The organism is Enterococcus sp. AZ170 (assembly GCF_050545135.1).
Classification (GTDB): Bacteria; Bacillota; Bacilli; order Lactobacillales; family Enterococcaceae; genus Enterococcus_L; species Enterococcus_L ureilyticus.
In genome coordinates this window covers 2634947-2654313 of sequence record NZ_CP172947.1, presented here as the reverse complement: position 1 = coordinate 2654313, position 19367 = coordinate 2634947, and the positions used below count along the sequence as shown (strand labels likewise).

The 19367-nt window shown below is 36.8% G+C and carries 24 protein-coding genes and 1 tRNA gene; 24 read left to right on the top strand and 1 reads right to left on the bottom strand.

Features of this window, described 5'->3' with window-relative positions:
- Window positions 1-3 precede the first annotated feature (3 nt).
- From IGJ55_RS12825 to IGJ55_RS12745, 17 genes are all read left to right on the top strand, one after another.
- Window positions 4-77, top strand: a tRNA-Asn gene (locus IGJ55_RS12825).
- A gap of 280 nt (window positions 78-357) precedes the next feature.
- Window positions 358-1404 carry a glycosyltransferase gene (locus tag IGJ55_RS12820; protein ID WP_069640081.1) on the top strand — a complete coding sequence of 349 codons (1047 nt, stop codon included), beginning with the start codon at window positions 358-360 and terminating at the stop codon, window positions 1402-1404.
- A gap of 21 nt (window positions 1405-1425) precedes the next feature.
- Window positions 1426-2649 carry a glycosyltransferase family 4 protein gene (locus tag IGJ55_RS12815; RefSeq protein WP_429948919.1) on the top strand — a complete coding sequence of 408 codons (1224 nt, stop codon included), beginning with the start codon at window positions 1426-1428 and terminating at the stop codon, window positions 2647-2649.
- Window positions 2650-2721: 72 nt separating this feature from the next.
- Window positions 2722-3612: an NAD(P)-dependent oxidoreductase gene (locus IGJ55_RS12810; protein ID WP_069640083.1), complete on the top strand. Its 891-nt coding sequence runs from the start codon at window positions 2722-2724 to the stop codon at window positions 3610-3612.
- A gap of 100 nt (window positions 3613-3712) precedes the next feature.
- Entirely contained in the window at window positions 3713-3943 is a 231-nt protein-coding gene (locus IGJ55_RS12805; RefSeq protein ID WP_010773374.1) for a YkuJ family protein, read from the top strand.
- Between the two features lie 423 nt (window positions 3944-4366).
- The gene (gene fabT, locus IGJ55_RS12800; RefSeq protein ID WP_069640084.1) at window positions 4367-4807 is read left to right on the top strand and encodes a fatty acid biosynthesis transcriptional regulator FabT; all 441 of its coding nucleotides are present in this window, start codon (window positions 4367-4369) and stop codon (window positions 4805-4807) included.
- A 14-nt stretch (window positions 4808-4821) separates the two neighbouring features.
- Complete coding sequence (locus tag IGJ55_RS12795) at window positions 4822-5781, top strand: beta-ketoacyl-ACP synthase III (protein WP_069640085.1); 960 nt, start codon at window positions 4822-4824, stop codon at window positions 5779-5781.
- A gap of 50 nt (window positions 5782-5831) precedes the next feature.
- On the top strand, window positions 5832-6059 hold the full coding sequence (locus IGJ55_RS12790; protein ID WP_025873142.1) for an acyl carrier protein: 228 nt from the start codon (window positions 5832-5834) through the stop codon (window positions 6057-6059).
- Between the two features lie 182 nt (window positions 6060-6241).
- The gene (gene fabK / locus IGJ55_RS12785; protein ID WP_069640086.1) at window positions 6242-7201 is read left to right on the top strand and encodes an enoyl-[acyl-carrier-protein] reductase FabK; all 960 of its coding nucleotides are present in this window, start codon (window positions 6242-6244) and stop codon (window positions 7199-7201) included.
- A gap of 24 nt (window positions 7202-7225) precedes the next feature.
- Complete coding sequence (gene fabD / locus IGJ55_RS12780) at window positions 7226-8155, top strand: ACP S-malonyltransferase (protein WP_429948923.1); 930 nt, start codon at window positions 7226-7228, stop codon at window positions 8153-8155.
- Between the two features lie 3 nt (window positions 8156-8158).
- The gene (gene fabG, locus IGJ55_RS12775; RefSeq protein ID WP_069640088.1) at window positions 8159-8896 is read left to right on the top strand and encodes a 3-oxoacyl-[acyl-carrier-protein] reductase; all 738 of its coding nucleotides are present in this window, start codon (window positions 8159-8161) and stop codon (window positions 8894-8896) included.
- 26 nt (window positions 8897-8922) lie between these two features.
- Window positions 8923-10158 (top strand): beta-ketoacyl-ACP synthase II, encoded by a 1236-nt coding sequence (gene fabF / locus IGJ55_RS12770; RefSeq protein ID WP_069640089.1) that lies wholly within the window; start codon window positions 8923-8925, stop codon window positions 10156-10158.
- A gap of 1 nt (window position 10159) precedes the next feature.
- A complete protein-coding gene (accB, locus tag IGJ55_RS12765) occupies window positions 10160-10651 on the top strand; it encodes an acetyl-CoA carboxylase biotin carboxyl carrier protein (protein WP_069640090.1) in 492 nt (163 codons plus the stop codon).
- Between the two features lie 2 nt (window positions 10652-10653).
- Window positions 10654-11073, top strand: coding sequence for a 3-hydroxyacyl-ACP dehydratase FabZ (gene fabZ, locus IGJ55_RS12760; RefSeq protein ID WP_010760451.1), 420 nt, complete (start codon window positions 10654-10656; stop codon window positions 11071-11073).
- A 7-nt stretch (window positions 11074-11080) separates the two neighbouring features.
- On the top strand, window positions 11081-12451 hold the full coding sequence (locus IGJ55_RS12755) for an acetyl-CoA carboxylase biotin carboxylase subunit (protein WP_207121218.1): 1371 nt from the start codon (window positions 11081-11083) through the stop codon (window positions 12449-12451).
- Between the two features lie 14 nt (window positions 12452-12465).
- Window positions 12466-13332 carry an acetyl-CoA carboxylase, carboxyltransferase subunit beta gene (gene accD / locus IGJ55_RS12750; RefSeq protein WP_430606601.1) on the top strand — a complete coding sequence of 289 codons (867 nt, stop codon included), beginning with the start codon at window positions 12466-12468 and terminating at the stop codon, window positions 13330-13332.
- A 2-nt stretch (window positions 13333-13334) separates the two neighbouring features.
- Entirely contained in the window at window positions 13335-14120 is a 786-nt protein-coding gene (locus IGJ55_RS12745) for an acetyl-CoA carboxylase carboxyl transferase subunit alpha (protein WP_242551037.1), read from the top strand.
- A gap of 44 nt (window positions 14121-14164) precedes the next feature.
- Here the strand turns inward: IGJ55_RS12745 and IGJ55_RS12740 are convergent, their stop codons facing one another.
- A complete protein-coding gene (locus tag IGJ55_RS12740; RefSeq protein WP_430606600.1) occupies window positions 14165-14557 on the bottom strand; it encodes a VOC family protein in 393 nt (130 codons plus the stop codon).
- 222 nt (window positions 14558-14779) lie between these two features.
- Between IGJ55_RS12740 and IGJ55_RS12735 the strand changes: the two genes are divergently transcribed.
- The 7 genes from IGJ55_RS12735 (at window position 14780) to IGJ55_RS12705 (ending at window position 19259) form a co-directional block, all read left to right on the top strand.
- Window positions 14780-15307 (top strand): YqeG family HAD IIIA-type phosphatase, encoded by a 528-nt coding sequence (locus IGJ55_RS12735; protein ID WP_207121215.1) that lies wholly within the window; start codon window positions 14780-14782, stop codon window positions 15305-15307.
- Complete coding sequence (yqeH, locus tag IGJ55_RS12730; protein ID WP_069640096.1) at window positions 15304-16419, top strand: ribosome biogenesis GTPase YqeH; 1116 nt, start codon at window positions 15304-15306, stop codon at window positions 16417-16419. Before IGJ55_RS12735 ends, yqeH begins: the two co-directional genes overlap by 4 nt.
- Before the next feature lie 32 nt (window positions 16420-16451).
- Complete coding sequence (gene yhbY / locus IGJ55_RS12725; RefSeq protein ID WP_069640097.1) at window positions 16452-16763, top strand: ribosome assembly RNA-binding protein YhbY; 312 nt, start codon at window positions 16452-16454, stop codon at window positions 16761-16763.
- An 18-nt stretch (window positions 16764-16781) separates the two neighbouring features.
- Window positions 16782-17426 carry a nicotinate-nucleotide adenylyltransferase gene (locus IGJ55_RS12720; protein ID WP_430606599.1) on the top strand — a complete coding sequence of 215 codons (645 nt, stop codon included), beginning with the start codon at window positions 16782-16784 and terminating at the stop codon, window positions 17424-17426.
- Window positions 17416-18009, top strand: a complete 594-nt coding sequence (gene yqeK, locus IGJ55_RS12715; protein ID WP_430606598.1) for a bis(5'-nucleosyl)-tetraphosphatase (symmetrical) YqeK — start codon at window positions 17416-17418, stop codon at window positions 18007-18009. The genes IGJ55_RS12720 and yqeK overlap by 11 nt, the downstream gene beginning before the upstream one ends.
- A 172-nt stretch (window positions 18010-18181) precedes the next feature.
- The gene (rsfS, locus tag IGJ55_RS12710) at window positions 18182-18520 is read left to right on the top strand and encodes a ribosome silencing factor (protein WP_069640100.1); all 339 of its coding nucleotides are present in this window, start codon (window positions 18182-18184) and stop codon (window positions 18518-18520) included.
- A gap of 1 nt (window position 18521) precedes the next feature.
- Window positions 18522-19259 (top strand): class I SAM-dependent DNA methyltransferase, encoded by a 738-nt coding sequence (locus IGJ55_RS12705; protein ID WP_069640101.1) that lies wholly within the window; start codon window positions 18522-18524, stop codon window positions 19257-19259.
- Window positions 19260-19367 lie beyond the last annotated feature (108 nt).

The window sequence follows — 19367 nt, the reverse complement described above, 5'->3', positions numbered from 1 at the left end:
TATTCCGGCATAGCTCAGTTGGTAGTAGCGCATGACTGTTAATCATGATGTCGTAGGTTCGAGTCCTACTGCCGGAGTAAAAGAACGAAGACTGAATAAGTTTTCGTTCTTTTTTGTTTTATAGTAAAATAAATTTTATTATTTGATAGAATTAATAATAAATGGAATTATGAGATAGTAAAGTTGCTTACTTTTATCTAACAGTTTTGTCATATGAAGCATCTATTTTATGGAATAATGGCTTTCCTACGCTGTTTTTTGATATAATAAATGTAAGCTGAGTGAACTAAGACTTTAGAATGAGTAAGGTCTCTTTAACCTATGGTATAATAACTTAAATAAGTTAGGAGTGGCAACGTGAAGGTTTTATTATATTTTGAAGGTGAAAAAATATTAGCGAAGTCTGGAATAGGACGCGCGTTAGACCATCAGAAGCGGGCACTCTCTGAAGTTGGGATAGAGTATACATTAGACGCTGATTGTACAGATTATGATATTTTACATATTAATACTTATGGAATCAACAGCCATAACATGGTAAATAAAGCTAAAAAATTAGGTAAGAAAGTTATTTATCATGCCCATTCAACCGAAGAAGATTTTAGAAATTCATTTATTGGTTCCAATCAAATTTCTCCTTTAGTTAAAAAATACTTAGTGAGCTTATATTCTAAAGCAGATTATTTGATTACACCTACACCGTATTCAAAGGACTTATTAAAAGGTTATGGCATAACTGTTCCGATTGTTTCAATTTCTAATGGAATCGATTTGAAACGATTTGAGCGCTCAGAAGAAAAAGAATCAAAATTTAGAGAGTACTTTAAGATTGAAAAGGAACAAAAAGTAATTATTTGTGTAGGTTTATATTTTGAAAGAAAAGGCATTATTGATTTTGTTGCATTAGCTAGAAAATTTCCTAATTACCGATTTATCTGGTTTGGGCACACGCCTATGTACTCAATACCTAAAAACATTCGCACGATCGTAAAAGAAGAACATCCTGAAAACGTAGAGTTCCCAGGTTATATCAAGGGTGATATTATTGAAGGAGCTTATTCCGCAGCTGATTTATTTTTCTTCCCCTCTTATGAGGAAACAGAAGGAATCGTTATATTAGAGGCGCTAGCAAGTAAACAGCAGGTTCTAGTAAGAGATATCCCAGTATATAAAGGCTGGCTTGAAAATAAAGTAAACTGTTATATGGGGCATTCTAATGAAGAATTTACTTATTTGATTAAAGCACTTGTTAATGATGAAATTCCAAATACCTGTCAAGCAGGTTACAATGTTGCACAGGAAAAAAGTATTGAACGAATTGGTCATGAGCTAAAAAAAGTTTATGAAAAAGTTCTAAGTATTGATATAGTAGAACAAAAAGAACAAATGCAACAAAAGAATTAGAAATTAATGGAGGGGAACAAGGTGAAATTTGGTTTCTTTACAGATACATATTTTCCCCAAGTTAGTGGGGTTGCAACATCTATTAAAACACTTAAAGAAGAATTAGAACAAAAGGGACACGAAGTTTATATTTTTACGACGACAGATCCTAATGCAAAAGAATTTGAGGAAGATGTCATTCGAATGCCTAGTGTTCCTTTTGTTTCATTCAAAGATCGCAGGATTGTTGTAAGAGGTATGTGGTACGCCTATTTGATTGCTAAAGAGTTGGATTTAGACTTAATTCATACTCATACTGAGTTTGGGGCTGGATTATTAGGTAAGATGGTCGGTAAAAAGCTTAAAATTCCTGTTATTCATACGTACCATACGATGTATGAAGATTATTTACACTATATTGCAAATGGAAAAGTTGTACGTCCTACACATGTTAAATATTTTTCTCGTTTTTTTGCAAATCATACAACGGGAGTAGTTTGTCCAAGTGAAAGAGTAATTGATAAGTTAAAAGAATATGGTGTGACATCACCAATGAGGATCATTCCGACCGGTATTGATATCCAAAAATTTGAAAGACCCGATATTACAATCCAAATGAAAAAAGCGCTTCGTAAAGAATTAGGATTAACAGACGATAGTTTGATGTTATTATCTTTGAGTCGCATTTCATACGAAAAAAATATTCAAGCAATTGTAACAGGATTACCAACTATTTTTGAACGCTTTCCAAATGCTCGCTTTGTGATTGTAGGAGATGGTCCTTACGTAGGTAAGCTTCGCTATTTGGGTGAAGAATTAGGTATAGGAGATAAGATTCAATTTATTGGTGAGGTACCGAATGATCAAGTAGCCATTTACTATAAGGCTGCAGATTATTTCGTTAGTGCTTCGACCTCAGAAACGCAAGGCTTGACTTATACTGAAGCAATGGCTTCAGGTGTTCCATGTATTGTTGAAGGAAATGCATATTTGAATAATTTATTTGATCATGAAAGTTTGGGAAGAACGTTTAAAACCGATGCTGATTTTGCTTCAACCTTCATAGAGTATGTTGAGGCGGAAATCCCATCGAATGAAGCTATTTTAAAAGAAAAGCTTTATGAGATATCTGCAACTCATTTTGGTAATGTGATGGTTGAATTTTATGAAGACATGATCAAATACTACGACCAACGTACTTTGGAAAAAGATACTGCGGCTTCTATTGAACGAATCAAAGTGAAATTTACCTCATTAAGAAAATAAATGTTAAAACTTCTTATCTTAGTTTATACTAAGATAAGAAGTTTTTATTATACTAAGAGGAGGAGTATCATTATGCCGCAAATTGGATTCATTGGAACAGGTGTCATGGGTGCTGCAATTGTTAGAAATATGATGAGGCAAGGACTAGAGGTAAATGTCTATAATCGAACCAAGAGTAAAACAGATGAATTAGTAAAAGCTGGCGCTCTTTGGAAAGATACACCGGCAGCAATTACCGCAAGTAGTGATATCATTTTTACAATGGTGGGGTTTCCAAAAGAGGTCGAAGCAATTTATTTTGAAGCAAATGGTATTTTCTCAGTGAATATTACAGATAAGATAATTGTTGACTTAACTACAAGTACGCCAACATTAGCTGAGAAAATAGCATTAAAGGCTAGTGAATTGGGTGGTATAGCGTTAGATGCACCCGTATCTGGAGGAGATTTAGGAGCTAAAAATGGTACATTGACGATCATGGTTGGTGGCGATCAGACAGCCTATGAGCAAGTGTTACCTATTTTTAAAACATTTGGAAAAACGTTTGCTTTACATGGTGCTTCTGGTAAAGGACAGCATACTAAAATGGCGAATCAAATTATGATTGCTGGTACCATGACTGGTATGACAGAAATGATGGTTTATGCTAACAAAGCTGGCTTAAATCTGGATAAGGTAATTGAAACTTTGTCGGGAGGAAGCGCAGCAAATTGGTCATTGAGTAATTATAGTCCGAGAATATTAAAAGAAGATTATTCTCCTGGCTTTTTTGTAAAACATTTTATAAAAGATTTAAAAATTGCCTTAGATGAAGCTGAGAAAATGGATCTTGAATTACCAGCGACTCGATTGGCAACAGAACTCTATGAAAAGCTTGCGAATGAAGGCTTTGAGAACGATGGGACGCAGGCTTTGATCAAGCTTTGGTGGGGAGATGGAAAGCAGCCTGTAGTCAAAAATTAAAGAACAGCAAAAAAATTAAAAAAAATGACGAAATATCATGCAAGAACGACAATGTTTTGATACAATGGTACAGAACTAGTTTTTAAAGGGAGGCCCATTTATGAAACATTCACAACTTGTGGCGATTATCAAGCGACTTGAAGCGATGACTGAAGCTACAGATAACGAAATTCAAGTTCGTCGTTTTGAACGTGAGGGTGCAGAAAAATGCATCGTAAACTATGATAAATCAACTGAAACGTTTGAATTAACTGAAACAGATTCTCAACAAAGTTATCAATTTGATAATATTGATATTGTTGCGATGGAAATTTATGATTTAATTCAATAATTAGCAAATTTCAGTCTGTATTTAACAAAAATTAATGACAATAATCAAAAATCCTGTGGCGTACAATTTTGTGCGCCACAGGATTTTTTTCTTATATCACCCAGAGTTCGATCAAACTTAATTGTGTCTGATTACTATATTCAATACTATTTCAGTAATATGGCAAGAATGGTTCCCAATTCTCATGAGTTTAGAGTTTCTTAAATTGCAAATATTTTGATAGTCAAACTAAAATAGATGATAACCAATTCAGTCCAATCTATTAAGTGTTTTTGAAAGGTTGTTTTTTTTAGAGTAAGAGAATGTATTTATGGATTAAGAAAAATTAAAAATTTAATATTTTACTTGCAATATTTTTTCATATGCGATATAGTTTGAACATCAAATGATTTGATAATCAAAGTATATGGATGGTGCACACACATGGAACCTAATTTAGAAACAGTCAATGATTATCTTGTCAGTGTCTTTAATGATATTTTGACGATCGAAGAATCTGAATTGAAAAAATCACAATTCAACGACTTGTCCATTACTGAGATGCATACAATAGAGGCAATCGGAATGTATAAGAAGAAAACTTCTTCTGAAGTCGCTAAAGAGTTATCGATCACTGTAGGAACTCTGACCGTAGCAATCAATAATCTAGTAAAAAAAGGATATGTTGAGCGCATACGAAGTGAAGATGATCGTCGGGTAGTTAAGTTAGGTTTGACTAAAAAAGGGAAATTACTTTTTCGTGTCCATCAGCACTTCCATAAAGAAATGGTTAGACGGATTTTAAATGGAATGGATAAAGCAGAAGAAAAAGCTTTATTGAAAGCATTGAAGAATCTTCACGACTTCTTAAAGGAATACAAATAAAAGTGAGGAACAAGATGAACCAATATGCAAAAATAACTTGTACGAGCCGATATGTTCCTGAAAATCCCGTATCAAATCATCAACTTTCAACGATGATGGATACATCAGATGAATGGATATCTAGCCGGACTGGAATAAAGTCGAGAAATATAGTTACTGACGAAAATACGTCAGACTTGTGCATTGAAGTGGCCAATAAATTATTAGAAAAATCTGGTAAGTCAGCTGCTGATTTAGATTTTATTCTAGTAGCAACGATGACTCCAGACTATGGGACACCTTCTGTCGCTTGTCAAGTTCAAGGTAGCATCTCTGCAACACAAGCTTTTGCCTTTGATATCAGTGCTGCTTGTAGTGGTTTTGTTTATGCTTTGAGCATGGGTGAAAAATTGATCCGTACAGGAAAAAAATTAGGTATGGTCATTGGTGGAGAAACTTTATCTAAAGTACTTGATTGGAATGATCGTAGTACAGCTGTTTTGTTTGGTGATGGAGCAGCCGGAGTTTTACTAGAAGCAAGTACTGAAGAACATTTTCTAAATGAAAAGCTACAAGCTGATGGTCAGCGTGCAAACTCGCTTACTTCTGGTTACTTAAAAAATAAGAGCCCTTTTTATACGGGAAGTAGTGAGACTAGTGTACATCTACAAATGACTGGTAGAGATATTTATGATTTTTCCTTGAGTGATGTGACGAATAATATTCGAGAAATCATAGAAGAAGACGTTGATTTTTTATTACTGCATCAAGCAAATAAGCGAATCATTGAAAAAATATCGAAAAAACTAAAAGTCCCAAGAGAAAAATTTTTAACAAATATGGAGTATAATGGAAACACTTCTGCGGCAAGCATCCCTTTATTACTGGATGAATCAGTAGAAAGCGGAGTGCTTCAACTAGGCTCTAAACAAAAAATTGTGTTAACAGGCTACGGCGGCGGTTTAACGTGGGGTTCGATCCTCTTAACGCTGTGAGAACTGTGACTATATAAACTAAAAAAGAAAATTATTGGAGGAATATACACATGGTATTCGAAAAAATTCAAGCAATTATTGTAGAAGAATTAGGTAAAGAGCCTGAGGAAGTAAAATTAACAACCAACATTCAAGAAGAATTGGACGCGGATAGCTTAGACTTATTCCAAATCATCAATGAAATCGAAGATGCTTTTGACATAAAAATCGAGTCTGAAGATGGTATTACGACTGTTCAAGATTTAGTAACATATGTAGAAAAACAAAAAGCAGAATAATCAAAGCGATTAGGTAAATTAAAAGTTGGATGAGCAAGGCTCTGTGCGATTCTCAACAATTGCTACAGAGTCTAGCTTTTTTCACACCGTTCGTTGGAATTCGAAAGGCTGGTACTAAACTTATAGAGTTTTGTTCCAGCTCTTTTTTGATTAATTATTCTATAGTTTGAAGGATGTCATTTATGCAATCGAAGATATGTGCGTTATTAGGAATTAAATACCCTATTATTCAAGGGGGAATGGCTTGGATTGCAGATGCTTCTTTAGCTGGAGCTGTATCCGAAGCAGGTGGTCTTGGAATCATCGCAGGCGGCAATGCGCCAAGAGAAGTGGTGCAAGCTGAAATTAGAAAAATCAAAAAAATTACTGATAAACCATTTGGGGTCAATATTATGCTGCTTTCACCCTTTGCACAAGATATCGTAGATTTAGTTTGTGAAGAAAATGTCCCAGTTGTTACAACTGGAGCTGGAAATCCCAGCAAATATATGGCGCGTTTTAAAGAACATAAGATTAAAGTAATTCCAGTTGTTCCTTCTGTTGCACTTGGCGCTCGTATGGAAAAGATCGGAGCAGACGCAGTAGTGGTTGAAGGAATGGAAGCTGGGGGACATATCGGTAAGTTAACGACGATGAGCATGGTACCTCAAGTTGTAGATGCACTAACGATCCCAGTCATCGCGGCTGGCGGTGTTGGTGATGGCCGTGGGATGGCTGCAGCATTGATGCTAGGAGCAGATGGCGTCCAAGTTGGGACCCGTTTTTTAATTGCAAAAGAATGTACTGTACATGAAAATTATAAAGCTAGAATTATCAAAGCAAGAGATGTTGATACAACGGTTACTTGTCAACATTTCGGTCATCCCGTCCGGACAATCAAAAATAAATTGACTAGAGAGTACGATCAATTAGAGAAAAAAGAATTGAGAAGCGACACACCTGATCTTGAAAAATTTGAAAAGATGGGGCAAGGTGCTTTACGTAAAGCAGTTGTTGAAGGCGATATAGATTATGGCTCAATCATGGCTGGACAAATTGCCGGACTTATAAAAAAAGAAGAAACAGCTAAAGAAATCATTGAATCTTATATGAATGAAACTAAAGAAATCATGGCTTCTAGATGTAGTCACTGGATAAAATAAAAAATTTATTTATGAGGTAATGAAATGAAAACAGCTTTTGTATTTAGCGGACAAGGTGCCCAATATATTGGTATGGGTAAGGAATTGTTTGACCAAGAGAAAATTATTCAAGAAACATTTCAAGAAGCTAGTGATGTTTTAGGCTATGACATGGCAGAGATTTGCTTTACTGAAAATGACCAATTAAATGAAACTATATATACTCAACCAGCAATTTTAACAGTTAGTATTGCTTTTTATCGACTTTTACAAGCTAAAGGATATCAGCCAGATGTTGTAGCTGGTCTTAGTTTAGGAGAGTATAGTGCACTTGTGGCAAGCGGAGCGATTTCCTTCAAAGAAGCTGTTCAACTTGTTGCTAAAAGAGGACAATTTATGACTGAGGCGGCACCTTCTGGGACAGGAAAAATGGTGGCTGTAATGAACGCTGAGCGATCTTTAATAGAAGAATGTTGCTTAGAAGCCAGCGCGTTGGGAATTGTTTCACCTGCAAATTATAATACTCCACAGCAAATCGTAATTGGAGGAGAAACTCCTGCAGTTGACAAGGCGGTGTCATTATTGACAGAAGCAGGTGTGAAGCGAATGATTCCATTGAAAGTTAGTGGTCCTTTTCATACAGCTTTATTAAAAACTGCATCTGAAAAATTAGCTATTGAGTTAGAGAAAGTAGATTTTACAGAAATGACGATTCCTGTAATTAGTAATACCACAGCTCAAGTCATGAAGCAATCACAAATTAAATATTTGTTAGAGAAACAAGTAATGTCGGCTGTTCGGTTTGCTGAGAGCATTGAAACAATCAAAAAAATGAACGTTGATGTAATAATAGAGGTTGGACCGGGGAAAACATTGACTGGTTTTATCAAGAAGATTGACAAAGAGATAAAAACGGCTCGTGTTGAAGACGAAAAAACGTTGTCTGAAACTGAAGCTCTTCTAAATAGGAGGTAACACATGGATCTAAAAGGAAAAAATGTGTTTGTTACAGGAAGCACACGTGGAATAGGAAAGGCTGTTGCTTTGGCTTTTGCAAAAAAAGGAGCAAACATTGCTTTGAATGGACGCAGTGAAATTGGCACTGATTTAATTGCTGAAGTAGAATCTTTTGGGGTTAAATGTATCGGTGTTTCTGGAAATATTGCCGATTTTGAGTCTGCTGGAAAAATGATTCAAGCAGTGGTTGATGGTTTAGGATCGATTGATGTCTTAGTGAATAATGCAGGGATCACAAATGATAAGCTATTATTAAGAATGACAGAAGAAGATTTTACTCGATGTATCCAAATCAATTTAACCGGAACATTCAATATGACGCAACATGCAATCAAAAAAATGATGAAGCAACGCAGTGGCAGGATCATCAATATGTCTAGCGTGGTCGGGCTGATGGGAAATATCGGTCAAGCGAACTATGCTGCAAGTAAAGCTGGAGTTATCGGTCTAACAAAATCTGTTGCAAGAGAAGTTGCAGCACGAGGAATTACTTGTAATGCTATCGCACCTGGATTTATCGAAACTGAAATGACAGAAGTGTTATCCGATAAAGTAAAAGAACAAATGAGTCAGCAAATTCCATTACAATCATTTGGGCAAGTAGAAGACGTTGCCAATACAGCTATCTTCATAGCGAAAAGTTCGTATATTACAGGACAAGTCTTGAATGTAGATGGTGGTCTAGTCATGCACGGCTAGCGAACAAACTTGAAAGGAGCGGTTGAATGAATCGCGTAGTTATTACAGGTTATGGTGTAGCATCTCCAATTGGAAATGATGCAGCGGCCTTTTTAGAAAGTTTGCAAATGGGAAAAAATGGCATTGGTCCAATCACAAAATTTGATGCAAGCGAAACAGGTATTACATTAGCAGCAGAAGTAAAGGATTTTCCTTTTGATAAATACTTTGCCAAAAAAGATGCCAAGAGAATGGATTTATTTTCCCTTTATGGTATCTATGCAGCGTTAGAAGCTATGGAAATGAGTAAACTAGAGACAGAAAAAATTGATGTTGACCGTTTCGGTGTTATGGTAGGTTCTGGTATTGGTGGACTTCAGACGATTCAAGATCAAGTAACACGAATGCGTGAAAAAGGTCCTAAACGAGTAGCACCTTTATTTATACCAATGGCAATCGGAAATATGGCGGCAGGTAATATCGCTTTACGCGTAGGTGCAAGAGGGACTTGTACCGCAACCGTCACAGCCTGTGCTACGGCGAATAATTCAATTGGTGAAGCCTTTAGAAATATTAAGCATGGTTATTCTGATGTTTTACTAGCAGGAGGAACAGAAGCTTCGATTACTGAAATAGGGATTGCTGGTTTTGCTTCATTAACTGCTGTAACGTCTGAGGAAAATCCGAATAGGGGATCGATTCCTTTTGACAAAGACCGTAGCGGTTTTGTGATGGGAGAAGGCGCAGGAATTTTAGTTCTTGAATCATTAGAACATGCTAAAAACAGAGGTGCCAAGATTTTAGGTGAAATCGTAGGGTATGGCTCAAATTGTGATGCTTACCATATGACGTCTCCTAGGCCTGACGGAAGCGGGGCTGCTAAAGCAATGAGGTTAGCAATTGATGAAGCTGCGATCAAAGCTTCTGATGTCGGGTACATCAATGCTCACGGCACAAGTACACCATCAAATGACGTTGCAGAAACCAAAGCAATTCAAACTGCTTTGGGAGAAGCTTCTAAAACAGTTCGTGTCAGTAGTACGAAAAGTATGACCGGACACGCATTAGGAGCAACCGGTGGTATTGAAGCCATTGCTACTCTGAATGCATTGCAACATCAATTTATTCCACCAACAATCAATATCGAGCAAGTGGATGAAGCCATCGAAATCGATATTGTTACAAATAAAAGTCAAAAACATGAATTTGACTATGCATTAACAAATTCTTTTGGCTTTGGTGGTCACAATGCAGTACTTTGTTTAAAACGTTGGGAGGATTAAGATGGATATCAATGAAGTAAAAGAATTATTGACGCAATTTGACCAATCTACTCTAACTGAATTTGACCTTAGAGAAGGTTCGTTTGGTCTTTACATGAATAAAAATAAAGTGACACAAAAACCCTCTTCAGGTGAAGCAAAACAGGCAATGAACAATAATACAGTGAGCCAAGAAGCAACAGAAGTTACGAGTCAAACAGTAAAAGAAATTGTTAATGAGACTGTAAAAGCAGAACAAAAACCTGAAAATATCGAAGAAATCATTTCTCCAATTGTCGGAGTTGTGTACTTAAAGCCGGCTCCTGATAAAGCAAACTTTAAGCAAGTTGGCGATTTAGTGAAAAAGGGTGATGTCGTTTGTATTGTTGAAGCAATGAAACTTATGAATGAAATCACGTCAACTGTAGATGGTGTGATTACGGAAATCTTGATACAAAATGAAGAGGTTGTTGAATTTAATCAACCGCTTTTCCGTGTATCTAAGGGAGTGTAGGTATGAATATTCAAGAGATCAAAGAAATCATTCCGCATCGATATCCTTTTCTATTGTTAGACACAGTGGAAGAAATCGTTGTGGGTGAAAAAGTGATTGCCAAGAAAAATGTTACGATTAATGAACCTTTTTTTCAAGGTCATTTCCCAGGAGAACCTGTGATGCCAGGCGTTTTGATTCTTGAAGCATTAGCTCAAGCTGGTGCGGTAGCACTATTATCTATGCCTGATTTTAAAGGAAAGACAGCTTATTTTGGTGGTATCGACAAAGCTAAATTTAGACAAAAAGTTGTTCCTGGTGATACTTTGATGTTAGAAGTAGAAATTATGAAAGTAAAATCAATAGCCGGTATCGGCAAAGGAACTGCGACTGTGAATGGGAAAAAAGTAGCGGAAGCAGAATTGACCTTTATGATTGGATAGGTGAGCTATGTTTTCAAAAGTTTTAATTGCAAATAGAGGAGAAATCGCAGTTCGGATCATTCGCGCATGTCGTGAATTAGGTGTACAGACCGTTGCGGTATATTCCGAAGCAGATAAAGAAGCGTTACACACACAGCTTGCAGATGAGGCTATTTGTATTGGACCAGCCAAAGCAGCTGATTCATATTTAAATGTACAAAATGTTCTAAGTGCAGCAATCGTAACCAATGCCGAAGCGATTCATCCTGGTTTCGGTTTTTTATCAGAAAATAGTCAATTTGCAGCAATGTGTGAAGAATGCAATATTACCTTTATTGGTCCAAAAGCTGCAACAATCGATGCAATGGGTAATAAAATTAACGCACGTGAATTGATGCAAAAGGCCAGAGTTCCAGTTATTCCTGGCAGTACAGGTGTGATTAGCTCTGTTGAAGAAGCATTAACGATTGCTGAAAATATCGGTTATCCAGTTATGCTGAAAGCAGCAGCAGGTGGTGGAGGTAAAGGAATACGTAAAGTATTGAATAAGGAAGAATTACCTCAACATTTTACCTCTGCCCAACAAGAAGCAAAAGCGGCTTTCGGTAATGATGATATGTACTTGGAAAAAATTATTTATCCAGCTCGTCATATCGAAGTACAAATTTTAGGTGATCAGTATGGACATGTGATTCACTTAGGTGAACGTGATTGTTCTTTACAAAGAAATAATCAAAAAGTTCTGGAAGAATCGCCATCGATCGCAATTTCTCCTGAAAAGCGTCAGTTATTAGGTGAAACGGCTGTACGTGCAGCTAAGGCTGTTCATTATGAGAACGCTGGAACAATTGAATTTTTAATGGATCAATCAGGTGAGTTCTATTTTATGGAAATGAATACTCGAATCCAAGTTGAACATCCTGTTACAGAAATGGTGACTGGGATTGATCTTGTTAAAGCACAACTAAAAGTGGCTTCGGGTGAAGAATTACCTTATACACAAGAGGATATTACGATCACAGGTCATGCAATTGAATGTCGAATAAATGCTGAAAATCCTGCTTTCAATTTTGCACCATCTCCAGGGGAAATTAAAAATTTACTGCTTCCAAGTGGAGGTATGGGATTAAGGGTTGACAGCGCAATGTATTCTGGCTACACGATTCCTCCTTATTATGATTCAATGATTGCCAAAGTCATTGTTCACGGAAATGATCGGATGGATGCGTTAATGAAGATGCAACGGGCTTTGCATGAGATCGTAACAGATGGAATCATTACGAATGCAGAATTTCAGTTAGATTTGATTACGCATGAAAATGTGCTAGATGGTGAGTATGATACGAGCTTTTTACAAGAAACATTTTTACCAAATTGGGAACCAGAAAGCGATAATTAAAAAGGAGCAGGTGTATGGCTTTATTTAAAAAGAAAAACTACATTCGAATCAATCCAAATCGCACAGGCGACCAATCTTCTGTAAAAAAACCGACAGTTCCAGATAATATGTGGGCTAAATGTCCTTGTTGCAAACGTACGCTATATACAAAAGATATGGGGGCAGAAAAAGTCTGTCCTTATTGTGGTTATAGTTTTAGAATTGGTGCTTGGGAACGTCTTGCATTAACGGTAGATGAGAAAAGTTTTGAAGAATGGGACACAGATTTAGTGACTAAAGATCCCTTAGACTTTCCGGCTTATTTGGATAAAATAGCTATAATGCAGGAAAAAACTGAACTACATGAAGCAGTTCTGACAGGGAAAGCTAAAATTAATAATCAAGAAATCGCTATTGGAGTGATGGATGCCAATTTTATTATGGGAAGTATGGGAACGGTTGTCGGTGAGAAAATTACTCGTTTATTTGAGCGAGCAATAGAGCAACATTTGCCAGTAATTATTTTTACTGCTTCGGGAGGAGCTCGGATGCAGGAAGGGATTTTCTCTCTAATGCAGATGGCAAAAATCTCTGGTGCACTTAAACGTCATAGTAATGCAGGATTACTTTATATTACCATATTGACCGATCCAACAACTGGTGGAGTTACTGCTAGCTTTGCGATGGATGGTGATGTTATTTTAGCTGAACCTCAAAGTCTGATTGGATTTGCTGGACGTCGAGTGATCGAGCAAACGATTCGTCAGGAGTTACCAGATGATTTCCAAAAAGCTGAATTTTTACTGGATCATGGTTTTGTTGATAAAATCATTCCTAGAAATCAGTTACGAGAAGTACTCAGCAAATTAGTCGAGATTCATACGATGAAAGGGTGGAAATAGACATGGAAAAAACAGCCAATGATATTGTCACCTTAGCTAGAGCACAAGATCGTTATACTACTTTAGAATATATCAGTTCTGTTTTTGATGATTTTATGGAATTTCATGGGGATCGTTATTTTGGAGATGATCTAGCTGTTGTGGGTGGCATTGCAACTTTAGAAGAAAAACCAGTAACTGTTGTTGGTATTCAAAAAGGACGTAATTTACCTGAGAATATTGAACGTAATTTTGGCGCTCCTCATCCTGAAGGATATCGGAAAGCATTACGCTTAATGAAACAAGCAGAAAAATTTGGTCGACCAATAGTGACGTTTATCAATACTGCGGGTGCTTATTGCGGGATTGAAGCAGAAGAGCGCGGTGAAGGTGAAGCAATTGCTAGAAATTTAGTGGAAATGTCTGATCTTAAGGTACCAATCATCGCAATCATTATTGGTGAAGGCGGTAGTGGTGGTGCATTAGCACTGGCTGTGGCTGATGAAGTTTGGATGCTGGAACATACGATTTATGCGGTATTGTCACCGGAAGGCTTTGCGTCGATTTTATGGAAAGATGGCAGTAGAGCTAAAGAAGCAGCTGAATTGATGAAGATCACAGCAACGGAATTAAAAGAATTGACGATCATTGATCGTGTGATCCCTGAAGAGATGAATGGTGAAGTATTAGAACAGGCAAAAATCAATCGAATCCTTCAAAAAGCACTTATTAGTAAATTTACTGAACTTTCTCAACTAGACATAGACAAACTATTAGAGAATCGTTATCAGCGCTTTCGTAAATATTAATAAAAATATGGAGCCAGCCGAATGTGCTAGCTCCATATTTTTATTTAATCAGCTAAAGGATAGATCTCAGAAATAGACCAAACAAAACCGAAAGGATCTTGAATATTTGCTACCTTGAATTTATTAGGAACAATAGTTAAGGGCATTTCTAACATGCAGCCTGCATCTAATGTTTTTTTCACAAGTTTTTCAGCATTGTCACAAATCAATTGGATACAAAAAGGAGTTCCATTTAATAATAAAGGTGATTTTCCGCTCTGATCTGGTTGCTCATCTGCTAGTGCAAACAAACTTTCACGAATACTGAAACAGCCAGATTTTATTTCCTGTGCAGTTGATAACTCGATTACATTTGCATCGAATATTCTTTGATAAAGGCTCATTGCTTGTTCTGTGTCAGGAACAAATAGATTAATTTTTTTTATGGTGATTGTCATATGAAATCTTCTTTCATCTTTAAAAAAAGTTTATCATATAAACTAGAAGTTGTGAAAAGTCTAGTTTTCTGCGATATAAGCTAATGATTGAGCTTCTTAAAAACTTATGACGAGCATTTATAGAATTTTTTAGAGAAATGCAGTATAATACAACTTGGGGAGTACTAGCTTAGTGCTCCTTTCATTACGAAAAGAATCATCGTGGAGATGAGAGGAGTTTCTATGTTTTCAAAATTTAAACCAACTTGGATGGTCGATGCGATTTACAAAATCACACCGAGCCAATTAAAAAAATTAGGTATCAAAGCTGTGTTGACTGATTTAGACAATACATTGATTGCCTGGGATAATCCAGACGGGACCGAAGAATTATTGACTTGGATTCTGGAAATGAAAAATGCTGGGATTCCAGTTATAGTTGTTTCGAATAATAAATCTAGTCGAATTAAACGTGTAGTAGAGAAATTTGATTTAGAATATGTGTCCAGAGCATTAAAACCCTCAACAAGAGGATTTAGAGAGGCTGAAAAAAAGCTAAATCTAAAACCAGAAGAGTTAGTAATGGTTGGAGATCAGATTATGACAGATATTCGCGGAGCGAATGGGGCTGGAATCAGGAATATTTTAGTACGCCCAATTGTGGATACTGATGGCTGGAATACGAAAATCAATCGATTTTTTGAACGAAAGATCATGAAACATTTAGGGAAGAAACATCCAGATATGATATGGAAAGGCGGACTAGAATGAGTGAGAGTGAAGTAATTCACTGTATCGGTTGCGGTGCAGCCATTCAAACAGAACATCCAAATGAATTAGGCTTTACACCAAAGGCTGCGTTTGAAAAAGGAATGGAGACAGGGGAAGTTTATTGCCAACGCTGTTTTCGTTTAAGACATTATAATGACATCCAAGATGTTCAATTGACAGATGATGATTTTTTACGCTTATTAAATGAACTAGGGAAAAAGGATGCCTTGATCGTGAATGTCATTGATATTTTTGATTTTAATGGTTCGTTGATTCCAGGGCTTCATCGTTTCATTGGAGATAACCCTGTCTTAATGGTAGGTAACAAGGTTGATATTCTACCTAAATCATTAAAAAGACCGAAAATGATCCAGTGGATGCGAGAACGTGCCTATGAAGAAGGGCTGCGTCCTTTAGATGTCTTGTTGACAAGTGCCAAAAAGCCGCAGGAAATGGAACATTTACTTGAAACGATCGAAAAATATCGTGAGGGGAAGGATGTCTATATTGTCGGTGTGACTAATGTAGGAAAATCAACATTGATCAATCAAATCATCAAACAGACAGCAGGAGTAAAAGACGTAATCACAACATCACAATTTCCTGGGACAACATTAGATAAAATTGAAATTCCTTTAGATGACGGACATTTCTTGATTGATACCCCAGGGATCATTCACCGCCATCAAATGGCACATTATCTTGGTAAAAAAGATTTAAAGATCATTGCGCCACAAAAAGAAATCAAACCAAAAGTTTATCAACTAAACCCAGAGCAAACGTTGTTTTTAGGTGGATTAGCTCGTTTTGACGTCATTCAAGGAGAGCGAAGCTCATTTATAGCTTATGTTTCAAATGATTTAACCATTCATCGGACTAAACTAGCTACAGCGGATGCCTTTTATGAAAAGCATGTTGGTAGTTTATTGCAACCGCCACGTCTTGATGAAGTCGCAGACTTTCCAGAGTTGGTTCGTTTTGAATTTTCTATCAAGGAAAAAACAGATATTGTTTTTGCTGGACTAGGCTGGATCACGATCACAGAGCCTTGCGTCGTTGCTGGTTGGGCACCAAAAGGCGTCGATGTTTTAAGAAGAAAAGCGTTGATTTAACCACAAGTGAGAACAGAGAGAAGGAAAAATTAGTGGATTTAAGAGGAAAACAAAAGCGTTATCTGCGCAGTCAGGCGCATCATTTACAACCGATTTTTCAGATCGGTAAAGGTGGCTTAAACGCTGCGATGGTGGTTCAGATCAATGAAGCGTTAGAAAAACGTGAATTGATCAAAGTCACATTACTCCAAAATACCGATGAGATAGCAGAAGAAGTTGCAAAAGCTTTAGAAGCTGATATTCATTGCGATATCGTTCAAATTATCGGTCGGGTATTAGTGTTATTCAAACCATCATCAAAAGAAAAATATCAAAAAATCTCTAAAGAAGTTAAAGCAATTTAAATTTTGGAGGTAAGAAAAATGGGGACAAATACGAATGCAGCATTAAAAGCAGAAGTAGTTGTTGAAGAAGCAGAGCTTTTTCAAAAGCGTAAACAGGTAGGGATTTTAGGTGGGAATTTTAATCCGGTTCATTTGGCTCATCTAGTAATGGCCGACCAAGTGCAACAGCAACTTGGTCTTGACAAAGTCTATTTGATGCCTACTTATTTACCGCCTCATATAGATGAAAAAAAAACGATCGATAGTAAACACCGATTAACAATGTTAGAACTTGCGATTGCTGATAATAAAAATTTAGCTGTTGAGCCGATCGAATTATTTCGTAAAGGAAAGAGCTATACGTATGATACGATGAAAGCTTTAACACAAAATAATCCGGATACAGATTACTATTTTATCATTGGTGGAGACATGGTAGAATATTTACCAAAGTGGTATAAAATCGATGAATTAGTAACTCTGGTCAATTTTGTGGGTATCCGTCGGCCACATTATGGGACCATTACCCCTTATCCAATCATCTGGGTCGATGTTCCACAAATGGATATCAGTTCAACACTGATTCGAGAAAAAATCCAAAATGGTTGTTCTACACGTTACTTACTCCCTGATAGTGTGATACACTACATAGAAGAAAAGGAGCTGTATGTAGATGGAATTTAGTGGAAAATATACTACGTATAAGCGTGAAGAATTGATGCAGGAAGTTCAAATGCATATGAGTGAACGTCGATTTCAACATGTTCTAGGTGTGGAAGAAATGGCTGTTGCTTTAGCAGCTAAATATGGAGCCTCCAAGGAAAAGGCGAGTATTGCAGCGCTGACTCATGATTATGCTAAAGAACGACCGGATGAAGAGTTTGAGTTGATCATCAAACGCGATGGCTATGATCAACAGTTATTGGCTTATGGAAATGCAATTTGGCATGGACTGATTGGTGCTAGTATGGTTCAAAGAGAGCTTGGAATTGAAGATGAAGAAATTTTAGAAGCAATTCGTCTCCATACGACAGGAGCGGCTGCCATGAGTTTGCTGGATAAAATCATTTATGTTGCTGATTATATCGAACCAGGCCGCAAATTCCCAGGAGTAAAAGAAGCCCGTGAAATTGCTTTGATTGATTTGGACGAAGCTGTCGCATATGAAACAAAGCATACATTACAACACCTTATTGAACAAGAACAAAGAATTTATCCAAAAACAATTGAGACATACAATTATTGGGTAGTAGGAAAAGCTGACTGAGCTTAATTAGCACCGACAGAAAAATAGGGAATACTGATCGTGATGGTCCATGTCACAAGCAGAATTCATCTTTTTTCCGCGGTGCTAGCTCAAGAAGCTGGATCAAGGGAAAAGCTGACTGAGTCAGCTATGTTTTAAAAATTAGGAGGAAACCATCATAGATAGTCAACAGATTTTAGAAATCGCTGTAAAAGCAGCTGATTCAAAAAGAGCAGAGGAAATTGTCGCTTTAGATGTGCATGAAATTTCACTTTTAGCAGATTACTTTATGATTTGCCAAGCAGCAAGTGAACGCCAAATCAATGCCATTGTGGAAGAAATTATCGAAAAAGAAGAAGAAGCAGATGTAGAAGTAAAACGAATTGAAGGAAAAGATGGCGGTAAATGGGTCTTGATCGATTTAGGTGATGTCATCATCCATGTATTCCAATCAGCAGAACGTGGTTTTTATAACTTAGAAAAACTGTGGTCAGATGCGCCTATGGTCGATCTACACGCTTGGGTCGAGTAATATGGCATACGAAACATTTGCTTTTGTATATGACGAAGTAATGGATGACAGCCTCTACGATCAGTGGTTAGAATTTTCTAAACGTCATTTACCAGAAGAGAAAAAAGATGTTTTAGAGATGGCTTGTGGCACAGGTGCTTTAGCTGTTAATTTTGCCAAAGCAGGCTTTACTGTCACAGCTTTAGATCTATCAGAAGAAATGTTGATGATGGCCAGTAAAAGAGCGGCAGAAGAAGAAGTTCATGTTCAGTTTGTGCAAGGGAATATGATGGATTTGTCTGAAATGGGTCAGTATCATGCGATTACTTGTTTTTCTGACTCCCTTTGTTATATGGCCAATCGTCAGGAAGTTCAACAAGTATTTGATGATGTATATCAAGCCTTAGAGGATGAAGGGGTCTTTATCTTTGATGTCCATTCAATTTATCAAGTAGATAAGGTATTTCCAGAATATAGCTACCATTATCAAACGGAAGAATTTGCCTTTTTATGGGATAGCTATCCTGGAGAAAAAGAGCATAGTATCGAACACTTTTTAACATTTTTTGTGAAAGAGCATGGAAATGACGAAGTGTTTATTCGACAAGATGAACTGCATCAAGAGCGTACCTATACAATGGAAAACTATTTGATGATGCTGGAAAGTGCTGGTTTTATGGATGTGGAAACCTATGCTGATTTCACAGATGAGATACCAAACAAAGAAAGTAAACGTTGGTTTTTTGTTTGTAAAAAATAGTTATGGAAATGAGTGACGCAAAACTGGCCACTCATTTTTATTTTGTTTCCGTACCAAAATAAAAATGGTATGATGGAATTCAAATAGAAATAATCTAGATGAAGGAGA

Bases quoted from the DNA above. Each gene is read 5' to 3' on its own strand.
- IGJ55_RS12735 (WP_207121215.1), top strand. From the start codon at position 14,780: ATGTTTTCAAAATTTAAACCAACTTGGATGGTCGATGCGATTTACAAA.
- fabF (WP_069640089.1), top strand. From the start codon at position 8,923: ATGAATCGCGTAGTTATTACAGGTTATGGTGTAGCATCTCCAATTGGA.
- IGJ55_RS12755 (WP_207121218.1), top strand. From the start codon at position 11,081: ATGTTTTCAAAAGTTTTAATTGCAAATAGAGGAGAAATCGCAGTTCGG.
- fabK (WP_069640086.1), top strand. From the start codon at position 6,242: ATGCAATCGAAGATATGTGCGTTATTAGGAATTAAATACCCTATTATT.
- IGJ55_RS12740 (WP_430606600.1), bottom strand. From the start codon at position 14,557: ATGACAATCACCATAAAAAAAATTAATCTATTTGTTCCTGACACAGAA.
- IGJ55_RS12745 (WP_242551037.1), top strand. From the start codon at position 13,335: ATGGAAAAAACAGCCAATGATATTGTCACCTTAGCTAGAGCACAAGAT.
- yqeH (WP_069640096.1), top strand. From the start codon at position 15,304: ATGAGTGAGAGTGAAGTAATTCACTGTATCGGTTGCGGTGCAGCCATT.
- yqeK (WP_430606598.1), top strand. From the start codon at position 17,416: ATGGAATTTAGTGGAAAATATACTACGTATAAGCGTGAAGAATTGATG.
- fabG (WP_069640088.1), top strand. From the start codon at position 8,159: ATGGATCTAAAAGGAAAAAATGTGTTTGTTACAGGAAGCACACGTGGA.
- fabZ (WP_010760451.1), top strand. From the start codon at position 10,654: ATGAATATTCAAGAGATCAAAGAAATCATTCCGCATCGATATCCTTTT.
- IGJ55_RS12805 (WP_010773374.1), top strand. From the start codon at position 3,713: ATGAAACATTCACAACTTGTGGCGATTATCAAGCGACTTGAAGCGATG.
- fabD (WP_429948923.1), top strand. From the start codon at position 7,226: ATGAAAACAGCTTTTGTATTTAGCGGACAAGGTGCCCAATATATTGGT.
- IGJ55_RS12810 (WP_069640083.1), top strand. From the start codon at position 2,722: ATGCCGCAAATTGGATTCATTGGAACAGGTGTCATGGGTGCTGCAATT.
- IGJ55_RS12720 (WP_430606599.1), top strand. From the start codon at position 16,782: ATGGGGACAAATACGAATGCAGCATTAAAAGCAGAAGTAGTTGTTGAA.
- IGJ55_RS12705 (WP_069640101.1), top strand. From the start codon at position 18,522: ATGGCATACGAAACATTTGCTTTTGTATATGACGAAGTAATGGATGAC.
- IGJ55_RS12790 (WP_025873142.1), top strand. From the start codon at position 5,832: ATGGTATTCGAAAAAATTCAAGCAATTATTGTAGAAGAATTAGGTAAA.
- accD (WP_430606601.1), top strand. From the start codon at position 12,466: ATGGCTTTATTTAAAAAGAAAAACTACATTCGAATCAATCCAAATCGC.
- fabT (WP_069640084.1), top strand. From the start codon at position 4,367: ATGGAACCTAATTTAGAAACAGTCAATGATTATCTTGTCAGTGTCTTT.
- IGJ55_RS12795 (WP_069640085.1), top strand. From the start codon at position 4,822: ATGAACCAATATGCAAAAATAACTTGTACGAGCCGATATGTTCCTGAA.
- accB (WP_069640090.1), top strand. From the start codon at position 10,160: ATGGATATCAATGAAGTAAAAGAATTATTGACGCAATTTGACCAATCT.